The 15,342-nt window shown below is 77.8% G+C and carries 11 protein-coding genes; 7 read left to right on the top strand and 4 right to left on the bottom strand.

The window, feature by feature from the left end:
• Nucleotides 1-3: 3 nt before the first annotated feature.
• The 4 genes from ACFVUY_RS19680 to ACFVUY_RS19665 all read left to right on the top strand — a co-directional run bounded on the left by ACFVUY_RS19680 (nt 4) and on the right by ACFVUY_RS19665 (nt 4,004).
• Nucleotides 4-699 (top strand): glycerophosphodiester phosphodiesterase, encoded by a 696-nt coding sequence (locus tag ACFVUY_RS19680; protein ID WP_387731418.1) that lies wholly within the window; start codon nt 4-6, stop codon nt 697-699.
• A complete protein-coding gene (locus tag ACFVUY_RS19675) occupies nt 696-1,793 on the top strand; it encodes a winged helix DNA-binding domain-containing protein (protein ID WP_387731416.1) in 1,098 nt (365 codons plus the stop codon). The genes ACFVUY_RS19680 and ACFVUY_RS19675 overlap by 4 nt, the downstream gene beginning before the upstream one ends.
• Nucleotides 1,794-1,891: 98 nt before the next feature.
• The gene (locus ACFVUY_RS19670) at nt 1,892-2,992 is read left to right on the top strand and encodes an AI-2E family transporter (protein WP_387687106.1); all 1,101 of its coding nucleotides are present in this window, start codon (nt 1,892-1,894) and stop codon (nt 2,990-2,992) included.
• A 103-nt stretch (nt 2,993-3,095) separates the two neighbouring features.
• Nucleotides 3,096-4,004: a virginiamycin B lyase gene (locus ACFVUY_RS19665; protein ID WP_387731413.1), complete on the top strand. Its 909-nt coding sequence runs from the start codon at nt 3,096-3,098 to the stop codon at nt 4,002-4,004.
• On the opposite strand, the gene ACFVUY_RS19660 is transcribed toward ACFVUY_RS19665, so the two are convergent.
• The 3 genes from ACFVUY_RS19660 to ACFVUY_RS19650 are packed head-to-tail and all read right to left on the bottom strand — an operon-like array spanning nt 3,995 to nt 8,512.
• Nucleotides 3,995-4,555: a GAF domain-containing protein gene (locus tag ACFVUY_RS19660; RefSeq protein WP_387687111.1), complete on the bottom strand. Its 561-nt coding sequence runs from the start codon at nt 4,553-4,555 to the stop codon at nt 3,995-3,997. The genes ACFVUY_RS19665 and ACFVUY_RS19660 overlap by 10 nt on opposite strands.
• The gene (locus ACFVUY_RS19655) at nt 4,539-5,399 is read right to left on the bottom strand and encodes a S8 family serine peptidase (RefSeq protein ID WP_387687113.1); all 861 of its coding nucleotides are present in this window, start codon (nt 5,397-5,399) and stop codon (nt 4,539-4,541) included. The genes ACFVUY_RS19660 and ACFVUY_RS19655 overlap by 17 nt, the downstream gene beginning before the upstream one ends.
• Nucleotides 5,396-8,512: an adenylate/guanylate cyclase domain-containing protein gene (locus ACFVUY_RS19650; RefSeq protein ID WP_387731409.1), complete on the bottom strand. Its 3,117-nt coding sequence runs from the start codon at nt 8,510-8,512 to the stop codon at nt 5,396-5,398. The genes ACFVUY_RS19655 and ACFVUY_RS19650 overlap by 4 nt, the downstream gene beginning before the upstream one ends.
• A gap of 335 nt (nt 8,513-8,847) precedes the next feature.
• Between ACFVUY_RS19650 and ACFVUY_RS19645 the strand changes: the two genes are divergently transcribed.
• The 3 genes from ACFVUY_RS19645 (at nt 8,848) to lanKC (ending at nt 13,000) form a co-directional block, all read left to right on the top strand.
• Nucleotides 8,848-9,024, top strand: a complete 177-nt coding sequence (locus ACFVUY_RS19645; protein WP_380636940.1) for a hypothetical protein — start codon at nt 8,848-8,850, stop codon at nt 9,022-9,024.
• Nucleotides 9,025-9,180: 156 nt separating this feature from the next.
• Entirely contained in the window at nt 9,181-10,401 is a 1,221-nt protein-coding gene (locus tag ACFVUY_RS19640) for an MFS transporter (protein ID WP_387731407.1), read from the top strand.
• 40 nt (nt 10,402-10,441) lie between these two features.
• Nucleotides 10,442-13,000 carry a class III lanthionine synthetase LanKC gene (lanKC, locus tag ACFVUY_RS19635; protein WP_387731405.1) on the top strand — a complete coding sequence of 853 codons (2,559 nt, stop codon included), beginning with the start codon at nt 10,442-10,444 and terminating at the stop codon, nt 12,998-13,000.
• A gap of 50 nt (nt 13,001-13,050) precedes the next feature.
• Here lanKC and ACFVUY_RS19630 read toward each other — a convergent pair whose 3' ends face one another.
• Nucleotides 13,051-14,979: a BTAD domain-containing putative transcriptional regulator gene (locus ACFVUY_RS19630; protein ID WP_387731402.1), complete on the bottom strand. Its 1,929-nt coding sequence runs from the start codon at nt 14,977-14,979 to the stop codon at nt 13,051-13,053.
• Nucleotides 14,980-15,342 lie beyond the last annotated feature (363 nt).

The following is a 15,342-nucleotide window of genomic DNA, read 5'->3' as shown; positions in this document are numbered from 1 at the left end:
GCCATGGCCAAGCCGCTCGCCGTCGCCCACCGCGGCGACCCCTACCGCCACCGCGAGAACACCCTGCCCTCCGTCGAGTCCGCGCTCGCCGCCGGGGCCGACGCCGTCGAGGTGGACGTCCGGCTCACCCGCGACCGGGTGCCCGTACTGCTGCACGACCCCACCCTGGAGCGGCTCTGGCGCGACCCGCGGTCGATCGACCGGGTCACCGCCGACCAGCTGGAGGAGCTGCGGCAGGGCCCGCTCACCGTCCCCACCCTCGCCGAGGCGATCAAGGCGGTCTCCGCCGTCGACGGCCGCAGGCTGCTGATCGACCTGGACGACGCCGGACCGGCCGCGGCCGCCTGGTCGGTGGTCACCGGGCTCGGCGCCGAACGCGCGGTCGCCTTCTGCGGTCCCACCGCCGCCATGCTCGCGGTGCGCGAACTGAGCCCGGACGCCGAGATCGCGCTCACCTGGAAGCAGCCCGGGATGCCCGTGCGCGCCCTGCTGGACGACCTGCGCCCGCGCTACCTCAACCCGCCGTTCGGCCTGGTCACCCCCGCGTTCATCGCCGCCGCGGCGGAGCAGGGGCTCGCCGTCTCCACCTGGACCGCCGACCTGCGCCGCACCATGCGCCGGCTGCGCGAGAGCGGCGTCGCCTCCATCACCTCCAACCGGATCGGCGTCCTGCGCTCCGTGCTGGACGGCCGCCGGTGACCGGACCGCTCCTGAGCCGACGGGCGCTCGGCCGGGCCCTGCTGGCCCGTCAGCACCTGCTCGCCCGCACCGACCAGCAGCCCGCCGCACTGATCCACCACCTCGGCGGCCTCCAGGCCCAGGCCGCACCCCAGCCGCCCTACCTCGGACTGCTGGCCCGGCTCGACGGCTTCACGCCCGAGCGGCTCAGCACCCTGATCGAGCAGCGGGCGGTGGTCCGGACCGCCCTCCAGCGCGGCACCATCCACCTCGTCACCGCCGAGGACTGCCTGACGCTGCGCCCGCTCCTCCAGCCGATGCTGGACCAGGCGATGCGCACCACCTTCGGGAAGCAGCTGACCGGCGTGGACCTGGACGCGCTCGCCGCCGAGGCCCGCACCCTGGTCGAGGAGCGGCCGCGCACCTTCCAGCAGCTCGGCGCGCTGCTCGCCGCGAGCCGCCCGGACCGCGACCCGGCCGCCCTCGCCCAGGCCGCCCGCTGCCGGCTGCCGCTGGTGCAGGTCCCGCCGCGCGGGCTGTGGGGGCGCGGCGGACCGGCCGCCCACACCACCGCCGAGGCCTGGCTCGGCCGCCCGCTCGACCCGTCACCCGGCCCGGACGGCCTGGTGCTGCGCTACCTCGCCGCGTTCGGCCCCGCCTCCGCGGCCGACCTGCGCCAGTGGTGCGGCCTGGCCGGCCTCGCCCCGGTGCTGCGGCGGCTCGCACCGAGCCTGCGGGCCTTCCGGGACGAACAGGGCCGGCAGCTGTACGACCTGCCCGAGGCGCCCCGCCCCGACGAGGACACCCCCGCGCCGGTCCGGCTGCTCGCCCCGTTCGACAACCTGCTGCTCTCGCACGCGGACCGCACCCGGGTGCTGCCCGAGGAGCACCGGGGCCGGGTGATGACCCGCAACGGCATCGTGCACGGAACCCTCCTGGTGGACGGGCTGGTCGCCGGGACCTGGCGGCTGACCGGTGACCGGGAGGTGACCGTCGCCCCGTTCGCCCCGCTGCGCCCGGCCGACCGGCGGGCCGCCGAGGCCGAGGCGCAGCGGGTGCTGGTCTTCGCGGGGGCGGGCGAGGACGGCGCGGTGCGGTTCGAGGCCCCCGGGTAGCTCGTTCGGGTGCTCCCGGCCGGTCCGCCGCGCGGGCCGTCGGAACCTCTGCTGAGCTGGGGCGGTCCGGAATCGTCGAGACCCCGGCGGAGGCGACCGTGTCCGTGGAGCGCGCGCCCGGCGAGGAGCGGCGGCCGGACCACCGCAGGCCGTACCTGATGCTGCCGCCCGCGCTGCGGCAGGCGGCCGCCTGGTCGCTGGCGGTGATCCTGCTGATCGCCGTCGCCTCGCTGGTGGTCTTCGCGCTGGTCGAACTGCGGGCCGCGACCGTGCCGTTCCTGCTGGCGCTGCTCGGGACCTCGCTGCTCTACCCGGTGGTGCCCTGGCTGGTGCGCCGGGGTGTCGGGCGGGGCCTGGCCGCCGGGCTGACCTGCACGGTGCTGGTCACGGCGGTCGGCGGGGTGATCGCCCTGCTGGTCAACTCCCTGGTGCACAGCGCCCCGCAGATCGCCGCCTCGCTCCCGGAGGCCGGGCGGCGGCTGGCCGGCTGGCTCGGCCCCTTCGGGTCGAAGATCCAGCACGCGCTGAGCAACGCCAAGGGCGAGACCAATTCGCTGGTGTCCACCCTCACCAACGGCGTGCTCTCCGGGCTCGGCCTGCTCACCCAGCTGATCACCGGCGGGGTGCTGGCGCTCGCCCTGGTGTTCTTCTTCCTGCGGGACGGCCACCGCACCGGCGACGCCATCCGCTCCTTCCTGCCCGAGCGCAGCGCCACCACCGTGATCGCCTGCGCCGGGCGGGCCTTCGACGCGATGGCCGGGTTCATGCGCGGCACCACCCTGATCGCCCTGATCGACGCGAGCTTCATCACCATCGGCCTGCTGGCTCTCGGTGTGCCGGGCGCGCCGGGGCTGGGCGCGCTGGTCTTCATGGGGGCCTACATCCCCTTCGTCGGTGCCTTCCTGTCCGGCACGGCGGCGGTCCTGGTCGCCCTCGCCGACGGCGGCATCGGCACGGCGCTGTGGGCGCTCGGCGTGGTGCTCACGGTGCAGATGATCGAGGGCAACATCCTCCAGCCGGTGATCCAGAGCCGCACGGTGGAGCTGCACCCGGCCACCATCATGGTCGCCGTGGTGGCCGGTGCCGGTATCGCCGGCATCATCGGCGCCCTGCTGGCCGTCCCGGTCTGCGCGGCCGGCATGGGTGTCATCTCGGTGCTGCGCGGGGATCCGGACCGGTCGGCGGCGCCGGACCGCTGAGCAGCCGGCCGGGCGGAGCGGAAAGCGGGTTGCCGTCGGTCGGGGGACCATGTGAGCATTGCTAATGCGACAAGGGTCGCAATAGTGCTTCGGGAGGGGTCGCATGGAACTGTTCGAGGTGGCCGAGGCGGGGGCCGGGCCGTACGGGATCGCCGTGGGGCCCGACGGGGGTGTCTGGTTCACGCTGGTGCACAGCGGGGAGATCGGGCGGCTGGACCCGGACGGGACGGTGCGGCGGTACGGCCTCGGGGCGCCGGGCTGCGGGCCCGCGGTGATCACGGCGGGGCCGGACGGGGCGCTCTGGTTCAGCCGGATGCGGGACCACCGGATCGGGCGGATCGACGTCCACGGGCGGGCCGGCTCGTTCGAGCTGCCGGGCGAGGACCCCGGCCCCTACGGGATCGCCGCGGGGCCGGACGGGGCGCTCTGGTTCACCGAGCTGAACGCCGACCGGGTCGGGCGGATCACCGTGGACGGCGAGGTGACGCGGTACCCGCTGCCGGTCGACGGGGCCTTCCCGTCGCTGATCACGGCCGGGCCGGACGGGGCACTGTGGTGCACGCTCAACCAGGCGGACGCGGTGGCGAGGGTCGGCACCGACGGCGCGGTGACCGTCCACCGGCTGCCCACCGAGGGCACCGCGCCGGTCGGGATCACCGCCGGGACGGACGGTGCGCTCTGGTACGTCGGGATCGGCGGCGGGCTGGTCGGGCGGATCACCGTGGACGGGAAGGTCACCGAGCATCCGCTGGCCGACCGCTCGGCCAGGCCGCACGCCGTCGCGGCCGGACCGGACGGGGCGCTCTGGTTCACCGAGTGGGGCGCCGGCCGGATCGGGGTGCTCACCCCGGACGGGCGGCTCGACGGCCACCCCGTCCCGGGCGCGGGCGCCGAGCCGCACGGCATCGCCGTCGCCCCGGACGGCACGGTGTACGCGGCGCTGGAGCGCGGGCAGATCGCCCGGCTGACCCCGGCCCGGGACGCCCGGGGCGCCCGGGGCGCTCAGGGCTGACGGCGCAGCAGCTCCTCCAGGTCGGCGAGCAGGCCGAGGGCGGCGGCGCGGTCGGGGGCCGGCGCCGCCGGGGCGGGGGAGCGCTCGGCGATCACCCGCAGGGCGGCCGCGGCCTGGCGGGCGAACATCGCCAGCAGGTCCAGCTCGGGCAGGCTGGCGCGGGCCTGCGGCGCCGGGTCCAGCACCTCCAGGACGCCGAGCACCCGGCTGCCGTGAGTGAGCGGCGCGGCCATCAGGGCGGTCGGGACGTACGCGGTGGACTCGGCGAAGTCCCGGTCGAAGGTGCGGTTGGCGCCCAGGTCGTCCACCACCATCGGCTCGCCCGAGGCGGCCACCCAGCCGGCGATCCCCCGGCCGGCCGGGAAGCGGCGGCCGACCAGCGACTCCTCGCCGCGCCCGGAGACGGCCTGGAAGACCAGCTCCCCGGCCGCCTCGTCGAGCAGGCACACCGAGCCCGCCCGGGCGCCGAAGATCGCCCGGGCGACGTCCACCACGGACTGGAGCAGCTCGCGGGCCAGCGGGTCGACGGCGGGGTCAGTGCTGAGGGTCATCGGGCGCCTCCGGGGTGGGGGTGGAAGGGACCTGGACATTGGCCGCGGTGAGGTAGAGCGCGCTCTTCAGCTGGAAGGTGGTCAGCCTCGGCCGCCGGGACAGGATGCGGGCGCAGAGCCCGGCCACGTACGGGGTCGCGAAGCTGTTGCCGGTGGTGCGGATGGTGGCGCCGCCGAGCCAGGGCACCCGGACGTTCTGGCCGGGCGCGAAGAACTCCACCGGCGGGGCCGGGTTGTACAGGTGCAGCCGCGGGTCGTCCTCCTGGTGGCTGCCCACCGAGATGACCGAGGAGAACCGCCACGGGTAGCTCTCCACCGGGGTGTTGTGGGCGGAGGCGACGATCGCGGTGCGGGCGAAGAAGGCGTCGTCGGCGATCGCGTGCAGCTCGTCCAGGAAGCGGGTCCGGGTGGTGGAGAGGCTGAGGTTGATCACGTCGAAGCGCTGCCCGACGGCCCAGCGCAGCCCGGCGATCAGCATGTCGCCGGTGCCGGTGAAGCGCTCGCCGAGGACCCGGACGCTGTAGAGCTCGCAGTCCGGGGCGGTGCGGCGGATGATGCCGGCGCAGGCGGTGCCGTGCCCGCAGGTGTCGCCGGCGGAGTCCGGGCGGACGACCAGCTCCCTGGTGGCCGGGTCCCTGGCCACCGCCCAGGAGCCCTGCACCGGCCCGACCAGCGGGTGGTCGGGTTCGACCCCGGAGTCGACCACGCAGACCCGTACGCCCTTGCCGGTGCCCCCGCCCCCGCCGCTCTCCTCGCCGTCGGGGGCGACGGCGTCGGCGAGCACCGGCAGGTCGGCGGGGGTGCGGTCGCGCAGGCTCCAGGTGAGGCCGGCCGGGCCGCTCACCGGGTGCCCCCGAGCCGCTCGGCGCGCCGCACGCCCGGCAGGTGGCCCTTGGCGGCGAACCGGTCCCGGGCGGTGGCGGCGGCCGCCGCGGCCTCGGCGGGGCGGTCGAGCAGCAGCAGGGCGTGCGCCCGGTCGAGCGCGGTCAGCGCCTGCAGCAGCAGCGACTCGGTGGCCTCCGCGGCGGCCAGGGCGGCGGCGGTCAGGTCCAGGGCCGGCGCGGCCTCGCCCCGGGCGGCGGCGAGCCGGCCGCGCAGCGCGTCCAGTTCGATCGCGAGCACCGGCGGCAGCGCGGCGAGGGCGTCCGCGCCGTCCAGGTGCCGGGCGGCCTGGGCCGGGCGGTCGGTGTCCAGCAGGACCCGGGCGGTGGTCAGGGCGAGGCGCGGCAGCGGGGCGGGGCTGCCCTGGTGGCGGGCGATCTCGGCGGCGTCGGCGAGCAGGTCCAGCGCCTGGCCGCTCTGGCCGAGGGCGGCCGCCGCCTGGGCGGTCAGCGCGGGCAGTGCCACCATCGCCTCGGCCAGCGACAGCTCCCCGGCGAGGCTGTTGGCCTCGGCGAGCAGCAGCTCGGCCTCCTCGGGGCGCTCGCGCAGGGCCAGCAGGACGGCCAGCGGGCCGTTCAGCGCGATCCGCACGGTCCGCCGGCCGGTGCCGTGCTCGCCGAGCAGGGCGCGCAGCCGGAAGGTCGCGTTGGGGACGGGCTCGGGGCCGGCCAGCAGGGAGGCGGCCAGTGCGGCCAGCACGGCGGCCCGGTCCAGCTCGGCGTCGGTGCGGCAGACCCGGTCGAGGGCCTGGTCCAGCAGCAGCTCGGCCTCGGTGTGCCGGCCGGCCAGCAGCTGCTCCTCGGCCAGCCGCAGCCCGGCCCGGGCCCGGCCGAGGTCGTCCCCGGTGTCGGTGAACAGCGGCAGGACGGCGCGGGCGGTCGCGGCGGGCTGGTCCGGGCCGGGCGGCAGGCCGCGGGCGGCCAGCGCGAGCCGGGCGTGCGCGGCGTCCAGCGGGTCGGCGGCCGCGTCCCGCACCTGGGCGAGGACGGGCAGCGCCTCCTCGGCGCGGCCGAGCGCCAGCCGGGCCTCGCCGAGGCGGCGCAGCGCGGGGCCCGCGGCGCGCTCTCCCGGGTAGTGCAGCCGGACGGCGCGCTCCAGCAGGTCGGTGGCGGCGGGCAGGTCGGCGCGGGCCAGCGCGCCGGCCCCGGCGGCGCCGAGGGCGGCGGCCGCGCGGGTGCGCAGCACGTCGGTGCGGGTGTCCAGCAGGCCGAGTTCGAGCCGGTAGCGGTGGGCGCGTTCCAGGTGGCCGCCGACGGCGGCGTCCCCGGTGGAGCGGACGGCCGGCAGGTCGGCGGCGCGCTCGTGGCGCTCGGCGCGGGCCCGCTTGGACATCGACTGGTAGACGGACTCCTGGACCAGGCCGCTGCTGAACCGGTAGCCGGCGCCGGCCGGTTCGACCAGCCGCAGCTCGGCCAGCCGGGCCAGCGCGGCGTGCAGCCGCGGCGGGGTGTCGTCGCCCCCGGCGGACGGGCCGGCCGGCAGCCCGTCGATCGGGCCGGTGAAGACGTCGTCCTCCGGGTCGGCGAAGGCGTCCTGGTCGCTGCCGCCGTGGGCGAGTTCGGCGAGTTCGGTGGCGGTGAAGGCGCGGCCGAGGACGGCGGCGAGGTCGAGGGTGGCGCGCTCGTCGCGCTCCAGCCCGTCGATCCGGGCGCTGAGCAGGGCCCGTCCGGTGGGCGGCAGTTCGTCGGTCAGGACGGGGCCCTCGGTCTCGGTGAGGGCGGCCAGCAGCTCCTCCAGGTGCAGCGGGTTGCCCTCGGCGCGCTCCAGCAGCCGGGTGGGAACCGCGTCCTGGTGGGCGCTCAGTTCGGTCAACTGGGCGGCCAGCAGGGCGGATTCGTCCCAGGACAGGCCGCCGACCGGCAGTGCCGGCAGCTCCGGGCGGGCGGCCGGGAGTTCGGGGCGGGTCAGGCAGAGCAGCAGCACGGGGGCCGCGCCGAGCTCGGCCGTCAGCCACCCGGCGGCGTCCACCAGCGCCGGGCCGGCCCACTGGCAGTCGTCCAGGACCAGGACGGCCGGGCGCTCGACGGTGCGGCCCCGCAGGATCGCGGCCAGCAGCTCCAGCGAGCGGCGGGTGTCGAGGCCCGGCGCCGTCGCCTCGTCCAGCCGGGCCAGCGCCTCGGCCGGAGCGGCGCCCCCGGGCTCGTCCAGCAGGGTCCGGACCGCCTCGGCGATCGGCGCCAGCGTGCCCTGCTCGCCGAAGCTGCGGCAGCGGGCGGTGCCGCAGCGCGCGGTGCGCCGGCCGATCCGCTCGCGCCACTCGCGCACCAGCCGGGTCTTGCCGATGCCGGCCTCGCCGGCGACCAGCAGCAGCTCGGCCCCCGAGCCGCCCGCCACCCGCGCCAACGCGGCGTCCAGCTGCGCCAGTTCGCGATCCCGGCCGACCAGCGGGACGTCGAAGCGGCGCAGCAGCTCCGGGTCGTCCTCGTCCAGGGCGACCAGGCGGTAGGCGGTGACCGGCTCGGCCTTGCCCTTGAGGTGCAGCGGGCCGACCTCGTCCACCTGGGCGGCCGGACCGGCCGCGCGCAGCGTCTGCGGGCCGATCAGCACTTGGCCGGGGGCGGCCCGGGTCTGCAGCCGGGCGGCGATGTTCACGGTCTCGCCGGAGATCAGCGCCTGGCGCGCCGAGGCGTCCGAACCCGCCACCACCTGGCCGGTGTTGACACCGATCCGGACGTCCAGGCGGACCCCGAGGGTGGCGTCCAGCTCGGTGTTGAGGTCCTCCAGGTCCTCCAGCATGGCGAGGGCGGCGGCCAGCGCCCGGTGGGCGTCGTCCTCGCGGATCACCGGGACGCCGAAGACGGCCATCACGGCGTCCCCGATGAACTTCTCCAGGGTGCCGCCGTGCGCCTCGATCCGGCGGTGCATCCGCTCGAAGTAGCGCAGGATCACCTCGCGCAGGGTCTCCGGATCGAGCGCGCCGGACAGGGCGGTGGAGTCGACCAGGTCGCAGAAGACCACCGTGACCAGCTTGCGCTCCTCGGCGGCCAGGTCGAGGGCGGCGCCCCGGGCGGCGCCGCAGGAGGGGCAGAACTGGTCGTTGGTGCCGACGGGCTGGGCGCAGAGTGGGCAGGGCATGGTGGCCGTCCTTCGGTCGTCCTTCGCTGTGCGGGGCGTGCGCGGCGGAGCGGGTGTGCGCGGGCGTTCCCGGCCAGGGTCGCGGGCGCGGCTTCGGGCCCGGTTCGGGAACGCCTGGCGAGCGGTATGGCCGCAGGCGGGGCGGGGTGCGGGGGCCGGCCGACCGGGCCCGGTGCGGCCCGCGCGGCCGCGCCGGGCCGCGCCGACCTGCGGACATACCGGATCCCGACCGGCCCCGAAGCCGGGCGCAGCCGGTCCCGCCCAGCATGGTGGGCGACGGCGGGCGGCCGCCCGCCGTCGCCGTCACCACCCCCCACGCGGAAGGGAGTTCGACCATGGCCGAGAACATGGAGCAGCAGAACGTCGGCGAGAGCGGCGAGGAGGGCCCGGAGGTCGAGGCGCACGTGGCCAACATCCTGGACCTCCAGTCGATGAAGGTCCTGAGCGAGGCCTCCGACGGCAACTGCTTCAGCCTGATCAGCTACGTCGCCGGCGCCGAGACCTCCGCCTGACCGGAGTCCGCGCGCCGGGCCGGGCACGGGGGCGGACGCACCGCCGCCCCCGGCCGCCGGCCGCCGAAGGCCTCCGGGGCGGTCCCGCCGGGACGGGACCGCCCAGGCCCGATCCGCACCCCCGCGGGTGCCCCCGCCCGACCACGGAGGACGGCCATGGAGCCCACCCCGCTCGCCCGCAACCGGGACTTCCGGCTGCTCTGGGCCGGCGGCCTGCTGGCCTCGCTCGGCTCCCAACTCGCCTCGATCGCCCTGCCGCTGCTGGTCCTGCGGGAGACCGGATCGGCCGCCCGGGCGGGCGCCGTCGGCACCGTCTCGGTCGGCGCGCTGCTGCTCACCATGCTGCCCGGCGGGGTGCTCGCCGACCGGATCGAGCGGCGCCGGCTGATGCGGATCTGCGACGTCCTCGGCCTGCTCGCGGTCGGCGCCCTGGTCGTCGCCGTGCTGCGCGGGCACACCCCGCTGCCGCTGGTCCTGCTGGTCGCCGCCGCCGGGGCGCTGATCACCGGCGTCTACGGGCCCGCCGCGGGCGGGCTGCTGCGCGCGGTGGTGCCCGCCGGGCAGGCCCGCGAGGCCTCCTCCCGGATGCAGGCGCGCGGCGCGGCCGCCCGGTTGATCGGACCGCTCGGCGGCGGGGCGCTGTTCGCCTGGCACCCGGTGCTGCCGTTCCTCGCCGAGGGCGTCGGACTGCTGCTGTCCACCGTCTGCGTGGCGCTGATGCGGACCCGCTCGCTGCCCGCCGCGAGGAACGGACCGGTGCTCGGCCGGGCCGAGCTGACCGCCGGACTGGCCTTCATCTGGCACCGGCCCTATCTGCGCACCCTGCTGCTCATCTTCGGCCTCGGGATGAACTTCGCGTTCAGCGCGCTGATGTTCGCCACCCTGGCCGTCGCCTCCGACGGCGGCCGCTCCGGTGTCGGAGGCGGCACGGTCGTCTCCTGCACCGCGGCCGGCGCCCTGGCCGGCGCGCTGCTGGCTCCCCGGCTCGGCACCCGGGTCCGGGACGGCAGCCTGGTCGCGCTCGCCTGCTGGGCCTGCGCGCTCACCGCCGGGGTCCTGGTGCTCACCCGGATGCCGCTGCTGATCGGACTGCTCTGCGCGGCCTGCATGTGCCTGTCCACCGTCGCCAGCATCGGCTTCGTCTCCGGCATGCTGATCGCGGCGCCGCCCGACCGGATCGGCCGGGTGCAGAGCGCGGCCGGCTTCCTGTCCACCCTGGTCCAGCCGTTCGGCCCGCTGGCCGCCGGCGCCCTGCTCGGCTCGCTCGGCGGCACCCGGACCTTCGCCCTGCTGGCCCTCGCCATCGCGCTCTGCGCGGCCGCGGTCACCTGGGCGCCGCCGGTCCGGCGCGGACCGCAGCCGCGCCCGGCCCTCTGAACACCGCCCGCTCCCGCAGGACTTCGGAACAGGAGACCCCATGGCCGGCGCCCACGAGACCCAGCTGTACTGCCTCGCCGATCCGATGTACTACGACACCCCCGGGCGGCTGCGGGACGGGGCGGACCGCTACCCGCCGGGCCTCGGCGAGCCGCCCGCGGGCTGGCGGCGGGAACAGCGCGGACTGTGGACGGTGCTGCGGCCCGAGGTCCGGTCGGCCGACGCCCGGCTGCCGGAGCAGGGCTGGAAGCTGCACGTGTCGGCGGTGCGGGAGAGCGCCGAGCGGACGCTGGAGGCCGTCGCCCGGATCTGCCTCGACCGCCGGGTCGCGTTCAAGTTCCTGCGCGGCCCGGCGGCGCTGGCGGTGACGAACGGCAAGTTCGCGGGACGCGGCAGCAGCGGCAAGTTCATCACCGTCTACCCGGCCACGGAGGGCGAGTTCCTCACCCTGGCCGAGGAGTTGGCGCGGGCGCTGGACGGCTTCCCCGGGCCGTACGTGCTCACCGACCTGCGGATCGGCGACGCCCCGGTGTTCGCGCGCTACGGGGCCTTCGTCGAACTGTGGTGCCAGGACGCGGCCGGGCGGGTCGTCCCGGCCTTGCGCGACCCCTCCGGCGCGCTCGTCCCCGACCCTCGCGAGCCGGCCTTCCGGCTGCCCGGGTGGGTCGAGCCGCCGGCCGCGCTGCGCCCGCACCTGGCCGCCCGGGCGGCGGCCCGCGGGCACCTGCCGTACCGGATCGTCGAGGTGCTCCGGTTCTCCAACGCCGGCGGGATCTACCTCGCCGAGCGGCACGGCACGGGGGAGCGGGTGGTGCTGCGCGAGGCCCGCCCGCACACCGGGCTGGACGGCGCCGGGGCGGACGCCCTGACCCGGCTGCGGCGCGAGCAGTGGGCACTGGAGCGGCTGGCCGGGCTGGCGTGCGTGCCGCGGCTGCACGAGGTGCGCACGGTGTGGGAGCACACCTTCCTGGTGCAGGAGCACGTCGAGGGCGTCCAGCTGTTCACCGAGGCGATCCGGCGCTATCCGCTGGTGCACCAGGACTGCACGCCGGAGCAGCGCGCCCGGTACGCGCGGTGGGTGGGCCGGGTGGTGGCGGGGCTGGAGCAGGCGCTCGCCGCCCTGCACGGGCGGGGCGTGCGGTTCGGGGACCTCCACCCGGCCAACGTGGTGCTCCGGCCGGACGGGTCGGTGGTGCTGGTGGACTTCGAGTACGCGGCCGCGCTGGACGACCGGCGGGTGCCGGTGGCCGGCGCGGCCGGACAGCACGTCCCGCCCGGACTGACCGGCGCCGAGGCCGACCGCTGGCTGCTCTGGGCCACCTGGCTGATGCTGCTGATGCCGGTGCTGGAACTGGCCGACCTCGACCCGGGCAAGCTCCCGGCGCTGGAGCGGCGGGCGCGCGCGTGGTTCGGACTCGGGACGGAGGAGGGGCCGGTGCGCCCTGGAGCGGTGGCCCTGGTGGAGTCGGCGAGCGAGCGGCGCGGGCGGGAGCTGCTGGCCGGGCCCTCGCTGGACCCGGTGCGCCGGGAGCTGGTCGCGGGCCTGCACGCGGGCGCCACCCCGGACCGGCCGGACCGGCTCTTCCCCGGGGACGTGGCCGGGTTCGCCGACGGCGGCACGGGCGTGTCGCACGGCGCGGCTGGGGTGCTGTACGCGCTGCACCGCGCCGGGGCCGACCGGCCGCAGGAGTACGCGGACTGGCTGGTCGCCGCGGTGCGCCGGCGGGCCGACCGCCCCGGCACCGGCGGACTGTACGACGGGCCGCTCGGCATCGCGCTGGTGCTGGCCCGGATCGGCCGGACGGAGGAGGCGGAGGAGCTGCTCGGGCGCGTCCGCACCGCCCGCCCGGCCCGGGAGGCGGGCCTGTTCGGCGGCCGGGCCGGCGCGGCGCTCGCCCGGCTGCGGCTGGCGCAGGCGCTGGACCGCCCCCGGGAACTGGCCCACGCGCTGGACGACGCACGGGAGTTGGCCGCGGTGCTGCGCGGCGAGCCGGTGCCCGGGCTGGACGAGCCGGCGGCCGCCGGGCTGCTGTACGGGCTGGCGGGGATCGCGCTGCTCCAGCTGCGGCTGTACCGGCGGACCGGCGAGCGGTGGCTGCTCGACTCCGGGCGGACCGCGCTGGAACGGGCCGTGGCCGGGTGCGTCCGGGTGCCCGACGGGTCGGTGCAGGTGCTGGAGGCCGGGCGCCGGCTGGCCTACCTGGACCGGGGCAGCAGCGGGATCGCGCTGGTGGTACGGGAGTTCCTGGAGCACGCGGAGCTGCCGGGCGGGGAGGCCTTCCTGGCGGACGTGCGCAAGGTCTGCGCGCCCGGGTTCATCCGGGAGCCGGGCCTGTTCCGCGGGAGGGTCGGGCTGACGCTGGCGCTGGACCGGCTGGGCGGGGCGCCCGCGCGGGAGGCCGTGCTCGGGCAGGTGCGCAAGCTCCAGTGGCACCTGGTGGCCCGGCCGGAGGGGCTGCTGGTGCCGGGGATGCGGCTGAGGCGCTTCTCGGCCGATCTGCACACGGGCGCGGCGGGGGTGCTGCTGGCGCTGAGCGGGCTGGAGGAGGGGCGCGGGGAGCCGCGGGCGGACGTGCTGGACCTGCTGACCCTGGGGTGAGCGAACCGCGCGGCCGTCAGGTCGGCGCCGGTGCCCCACGGGCGCGGCCGTCACGTCGGCGCCGGTGCCCGAACGGCCTCCACCGCGCGTTCGCGGGCGTGCAGATGGGTGAGCCGCGGCAGGGCGTACAGGGCGGCGTGGGCGGTGACCTCACCGGTGGGGGAGGTCACCGCCCCGGTGTCGGTGAGCGCCTCCAGGGTGCGCAGGGCGAGCCGCTCGGGCCGGCCGAGGGCGGCGGCGGCCTCGGGGAGGGTGAAGAGCAGGGCGAGCGGCAGGGCGGCGAGCCGGGCCAGGGCGAGCCGTCCCCGGTCGGTGAGGTCGTGCCAGCCGGAGTCCAGCCGGGCGCGGACGGTGACGTCCCCGGCGACCAGTTCGTCCAGGGCGCCCGCCGGGTCCTCCAGCCGGGCCGCGTACTCGGCGAGCGGGAGGTGGCGCAGCACGGCCAGCCGGGTGCCCGCGACCCGGACGGCGAGCGGCAGCAGCCCGCAGGCGGCCACGATCCGGGCGGCTGCGGCGCGGTCGGCGCCGGTCCGGCCTGTGCCGACGATCCGGCCGAGCAGGTCCAGGGCCTCGGTGGGGGCGAGCGGCGGGACGGCGACGCGGCGCACCGAGGCGAGGCCGGCCAGCTGGCTGCGGGAGGTGACCAGCACGGCGCTCGGGCCGAAGCCCGGCAGCAGCTCACGGACCACGGCCTCGCCCGGGGCGTCGTCCAGGATCAGCAGCAGCCGGCGCCCGGCGAGCGAGGCGCGCCAGAGGGCGGCGGCCCGGGCCGTGTCGCCGGGGCCGGGGGCGGGGTCGGGGCCGGTGGCGTGGGCTGGGGCGGGGGCGAGCCGAACGGCTCCGACGGGTGCGACGGGTGCGGCGGGTGCGGCGGGTGCGGCGCCCGGGCGGCCGGTGAGGACGGCGAGTTCGGCGAGCACCTCGGACAGCGGGCGGGCGGTGCCGTCCTCGGCGCGCAGCCGGACCAGCACCCGGCCGTCCGGGAAGCGGTCGGCGAGCAGGTGGCCGGCGTGCACGGCGAGCGCGGTCTTGCCGCAGCCGGCCGGGCCGGAGAGCACCGCGACGCGCCCGCCGCCCTCACCCAACTCGTCGACGAGACAGCGCAGTTCGTCGGTTCTTCCGGTGAAGTCGGCGGTGTCGGCGGGCAGCAGCGCGGCGCCGTTCGGCCCGGCGCCGCGCTCCGGGCGGGCGGCGGTGGGCAGGGAGCGGCCGCGGGCGAGCAGCTCCCGGTAGCGGGCGGTCAGCGCGGGGCTCGGCTCCAGCCCCAACTCCCTGGCGAGCAACTGGCGGTGGGTGTCGTAGACGGCGAGCGCCTCGGCCTGGCGGCCGGACAGGTGCAGGGCGTTCATCCGGGCCGCCTGGAGGCGCTCGCGCAGCGGGTGGCGCTCGGCGAGCTCGGCGAGGTCCTCGGCGACGGCCCCGGGGTTGCCGAGCTCCAACTCGGTCTCCGCCCAGTCCTCGTGGACACCCAGGCAACGGGCCTCCAGCCGGCCCGCCTCCGCCTCGACGGCCGGCGAGCGGCGCAGATCGGCGAGCGGCGGGCCCTGCCAGAGGTCGAGGGCCTGGCGCAGCAGCCGGGCGGCGGGGGCGAGGGCTCCGCCGTCGGCGGCGGCCCGGCCGGCCCGGGCCAGGGCGCGGAACCGCAGCAGGTCCAACTCGGGCTCGGCGACCCGCAGCAGGTAGCCGGCGGCCGAGTGCACCAGCCGGTCGGGCCCGTCCCCGCGGCCGAGCAGGGTGCGCAGGGTGCAGATGTAGACCTGGAGGTTCTTGCGGGCGGTGCGCGGCGGCTCCTCGGGCCACACCGCGTCGGTGAGCAGGTCGACCGGGACGGCGGTGTTGGCGCGGCTCAGCAGGACGGCCAGCACCAGCCGCTGCTTCAGCGGCCCGAGGGCCAGCGGGCGGCCGTCGGCCTCCCCGGTGAGCGGGCCGAGGACGGCGAAGCGCAGCCGGGCGGGGGTGGCGGGCTGGGCCAGGGGCATCGGCGTACCTCCGGGGCGTGGGCGTGGGCGTGCGCGTGGGTGCGGGCGTGGGCTTGGGCGTGCGCGGCAACGGTGTGGCAGGTGGCAGGTGGCAGGTGGCAGGTCGTGGGGCTGCCGGCGGTGGGGCGGCCGGGGTGCGGGTGCGGGTGCGGGTGCGGCGGTGCGGTGTGGGCGCAGGCTACTTGACGGCCGATCGGCGCTGAAGGCCGCGGAAGCGGCCGGCTCCGCTCCCCCCGGGCCCATGACCGGGGCCGCGCGGCGGGGGGTCGACGGTGGGGTCCGTACGGCTGTGCGATCGCCGTTCCGGCAGGTCGGCCGGGGTGGCGGGGACCGGTCGGGCCGGGTGGACGGGCGGCCCGCGGG

Origin of the sequence: Kitasatospora sp. NPDC058063, from assembly GCF_042885395.1 — a bacterium.
GTDB lineage: Bacteria > Actinomycetota > Actinomycetes > Streptomycetales > Streptomycetaceae > Kitasatospora > Kitasatospora lactacystinica.
This window is presented reverse-complemented; position numbering and strand designations above follow the sequence as displayed.

What these genes read in the sequence shown, in the direction of transcription:
- ACFVUY_RS19660 (WP_387687111.1), bottom strand. Translation starts at nt 4,555, where the DNA reads ATGACCCTCAGCACTGACCCCGCCGTCGACCCGCTGGCCCGCGAGCTG.
- ACFVUY_RS19630 (WP_387731402.1), bottom strand. Translation starts at nt 14,979, where the DNA reads ATGCCCCTGGCCCAGCCCGCCACCCCCGCCCGGCTGCGCTTCGCCGTC.
- lanKC (WP_387731405.1), top strand. Translation starts at nt 10,442, where the DNA reads ATGGCCGGCGCCCACGAGACCCAGCTGTACTGCCTCGCCGATCCGATG.
- ACFVUY_RS19645 (WP_380636940.1), top strand. Translation starts at nt 8,848, where the DNA reads ATGGCCGAGAACATGGAGCAGCAGAACGTCGGCGAGAGCGGCGAGGAG.
- ACFVUY_RS19665 (WP_387731413.1), top strand. Translation starts at nt 3,096, where the DNA reads ATGGAACTGTTCGAGGTGGCCGAGGCGGGGGCCGGGCCGTACGGGATC.
- ACFVUY_RS19680 (WP_387731418.1), top strand. Translation starts at nt 4, where the DNA reads ATGGCCAAGCCGCTCGCCGTCGCCCACCGCGGCGACCCCTACCGCCAC.
- ACFVUY_RS19650 (WP_387731409.1), bottom strand. Translation starts at nt 8,512, where the DNA reads ATGCCCTGCCCACTCTGCGCCCAGCCCGTCGGCACCAACGACCAGTTC.
- ACFVUY_RS19640 (WP_387731407.1), top strand. Translation starts at nt 9,181, where the DNA reads ATGGAGCCCACCCCGCTCGCCCGCAACCGGGACTTCCGGCTGCTCTGG.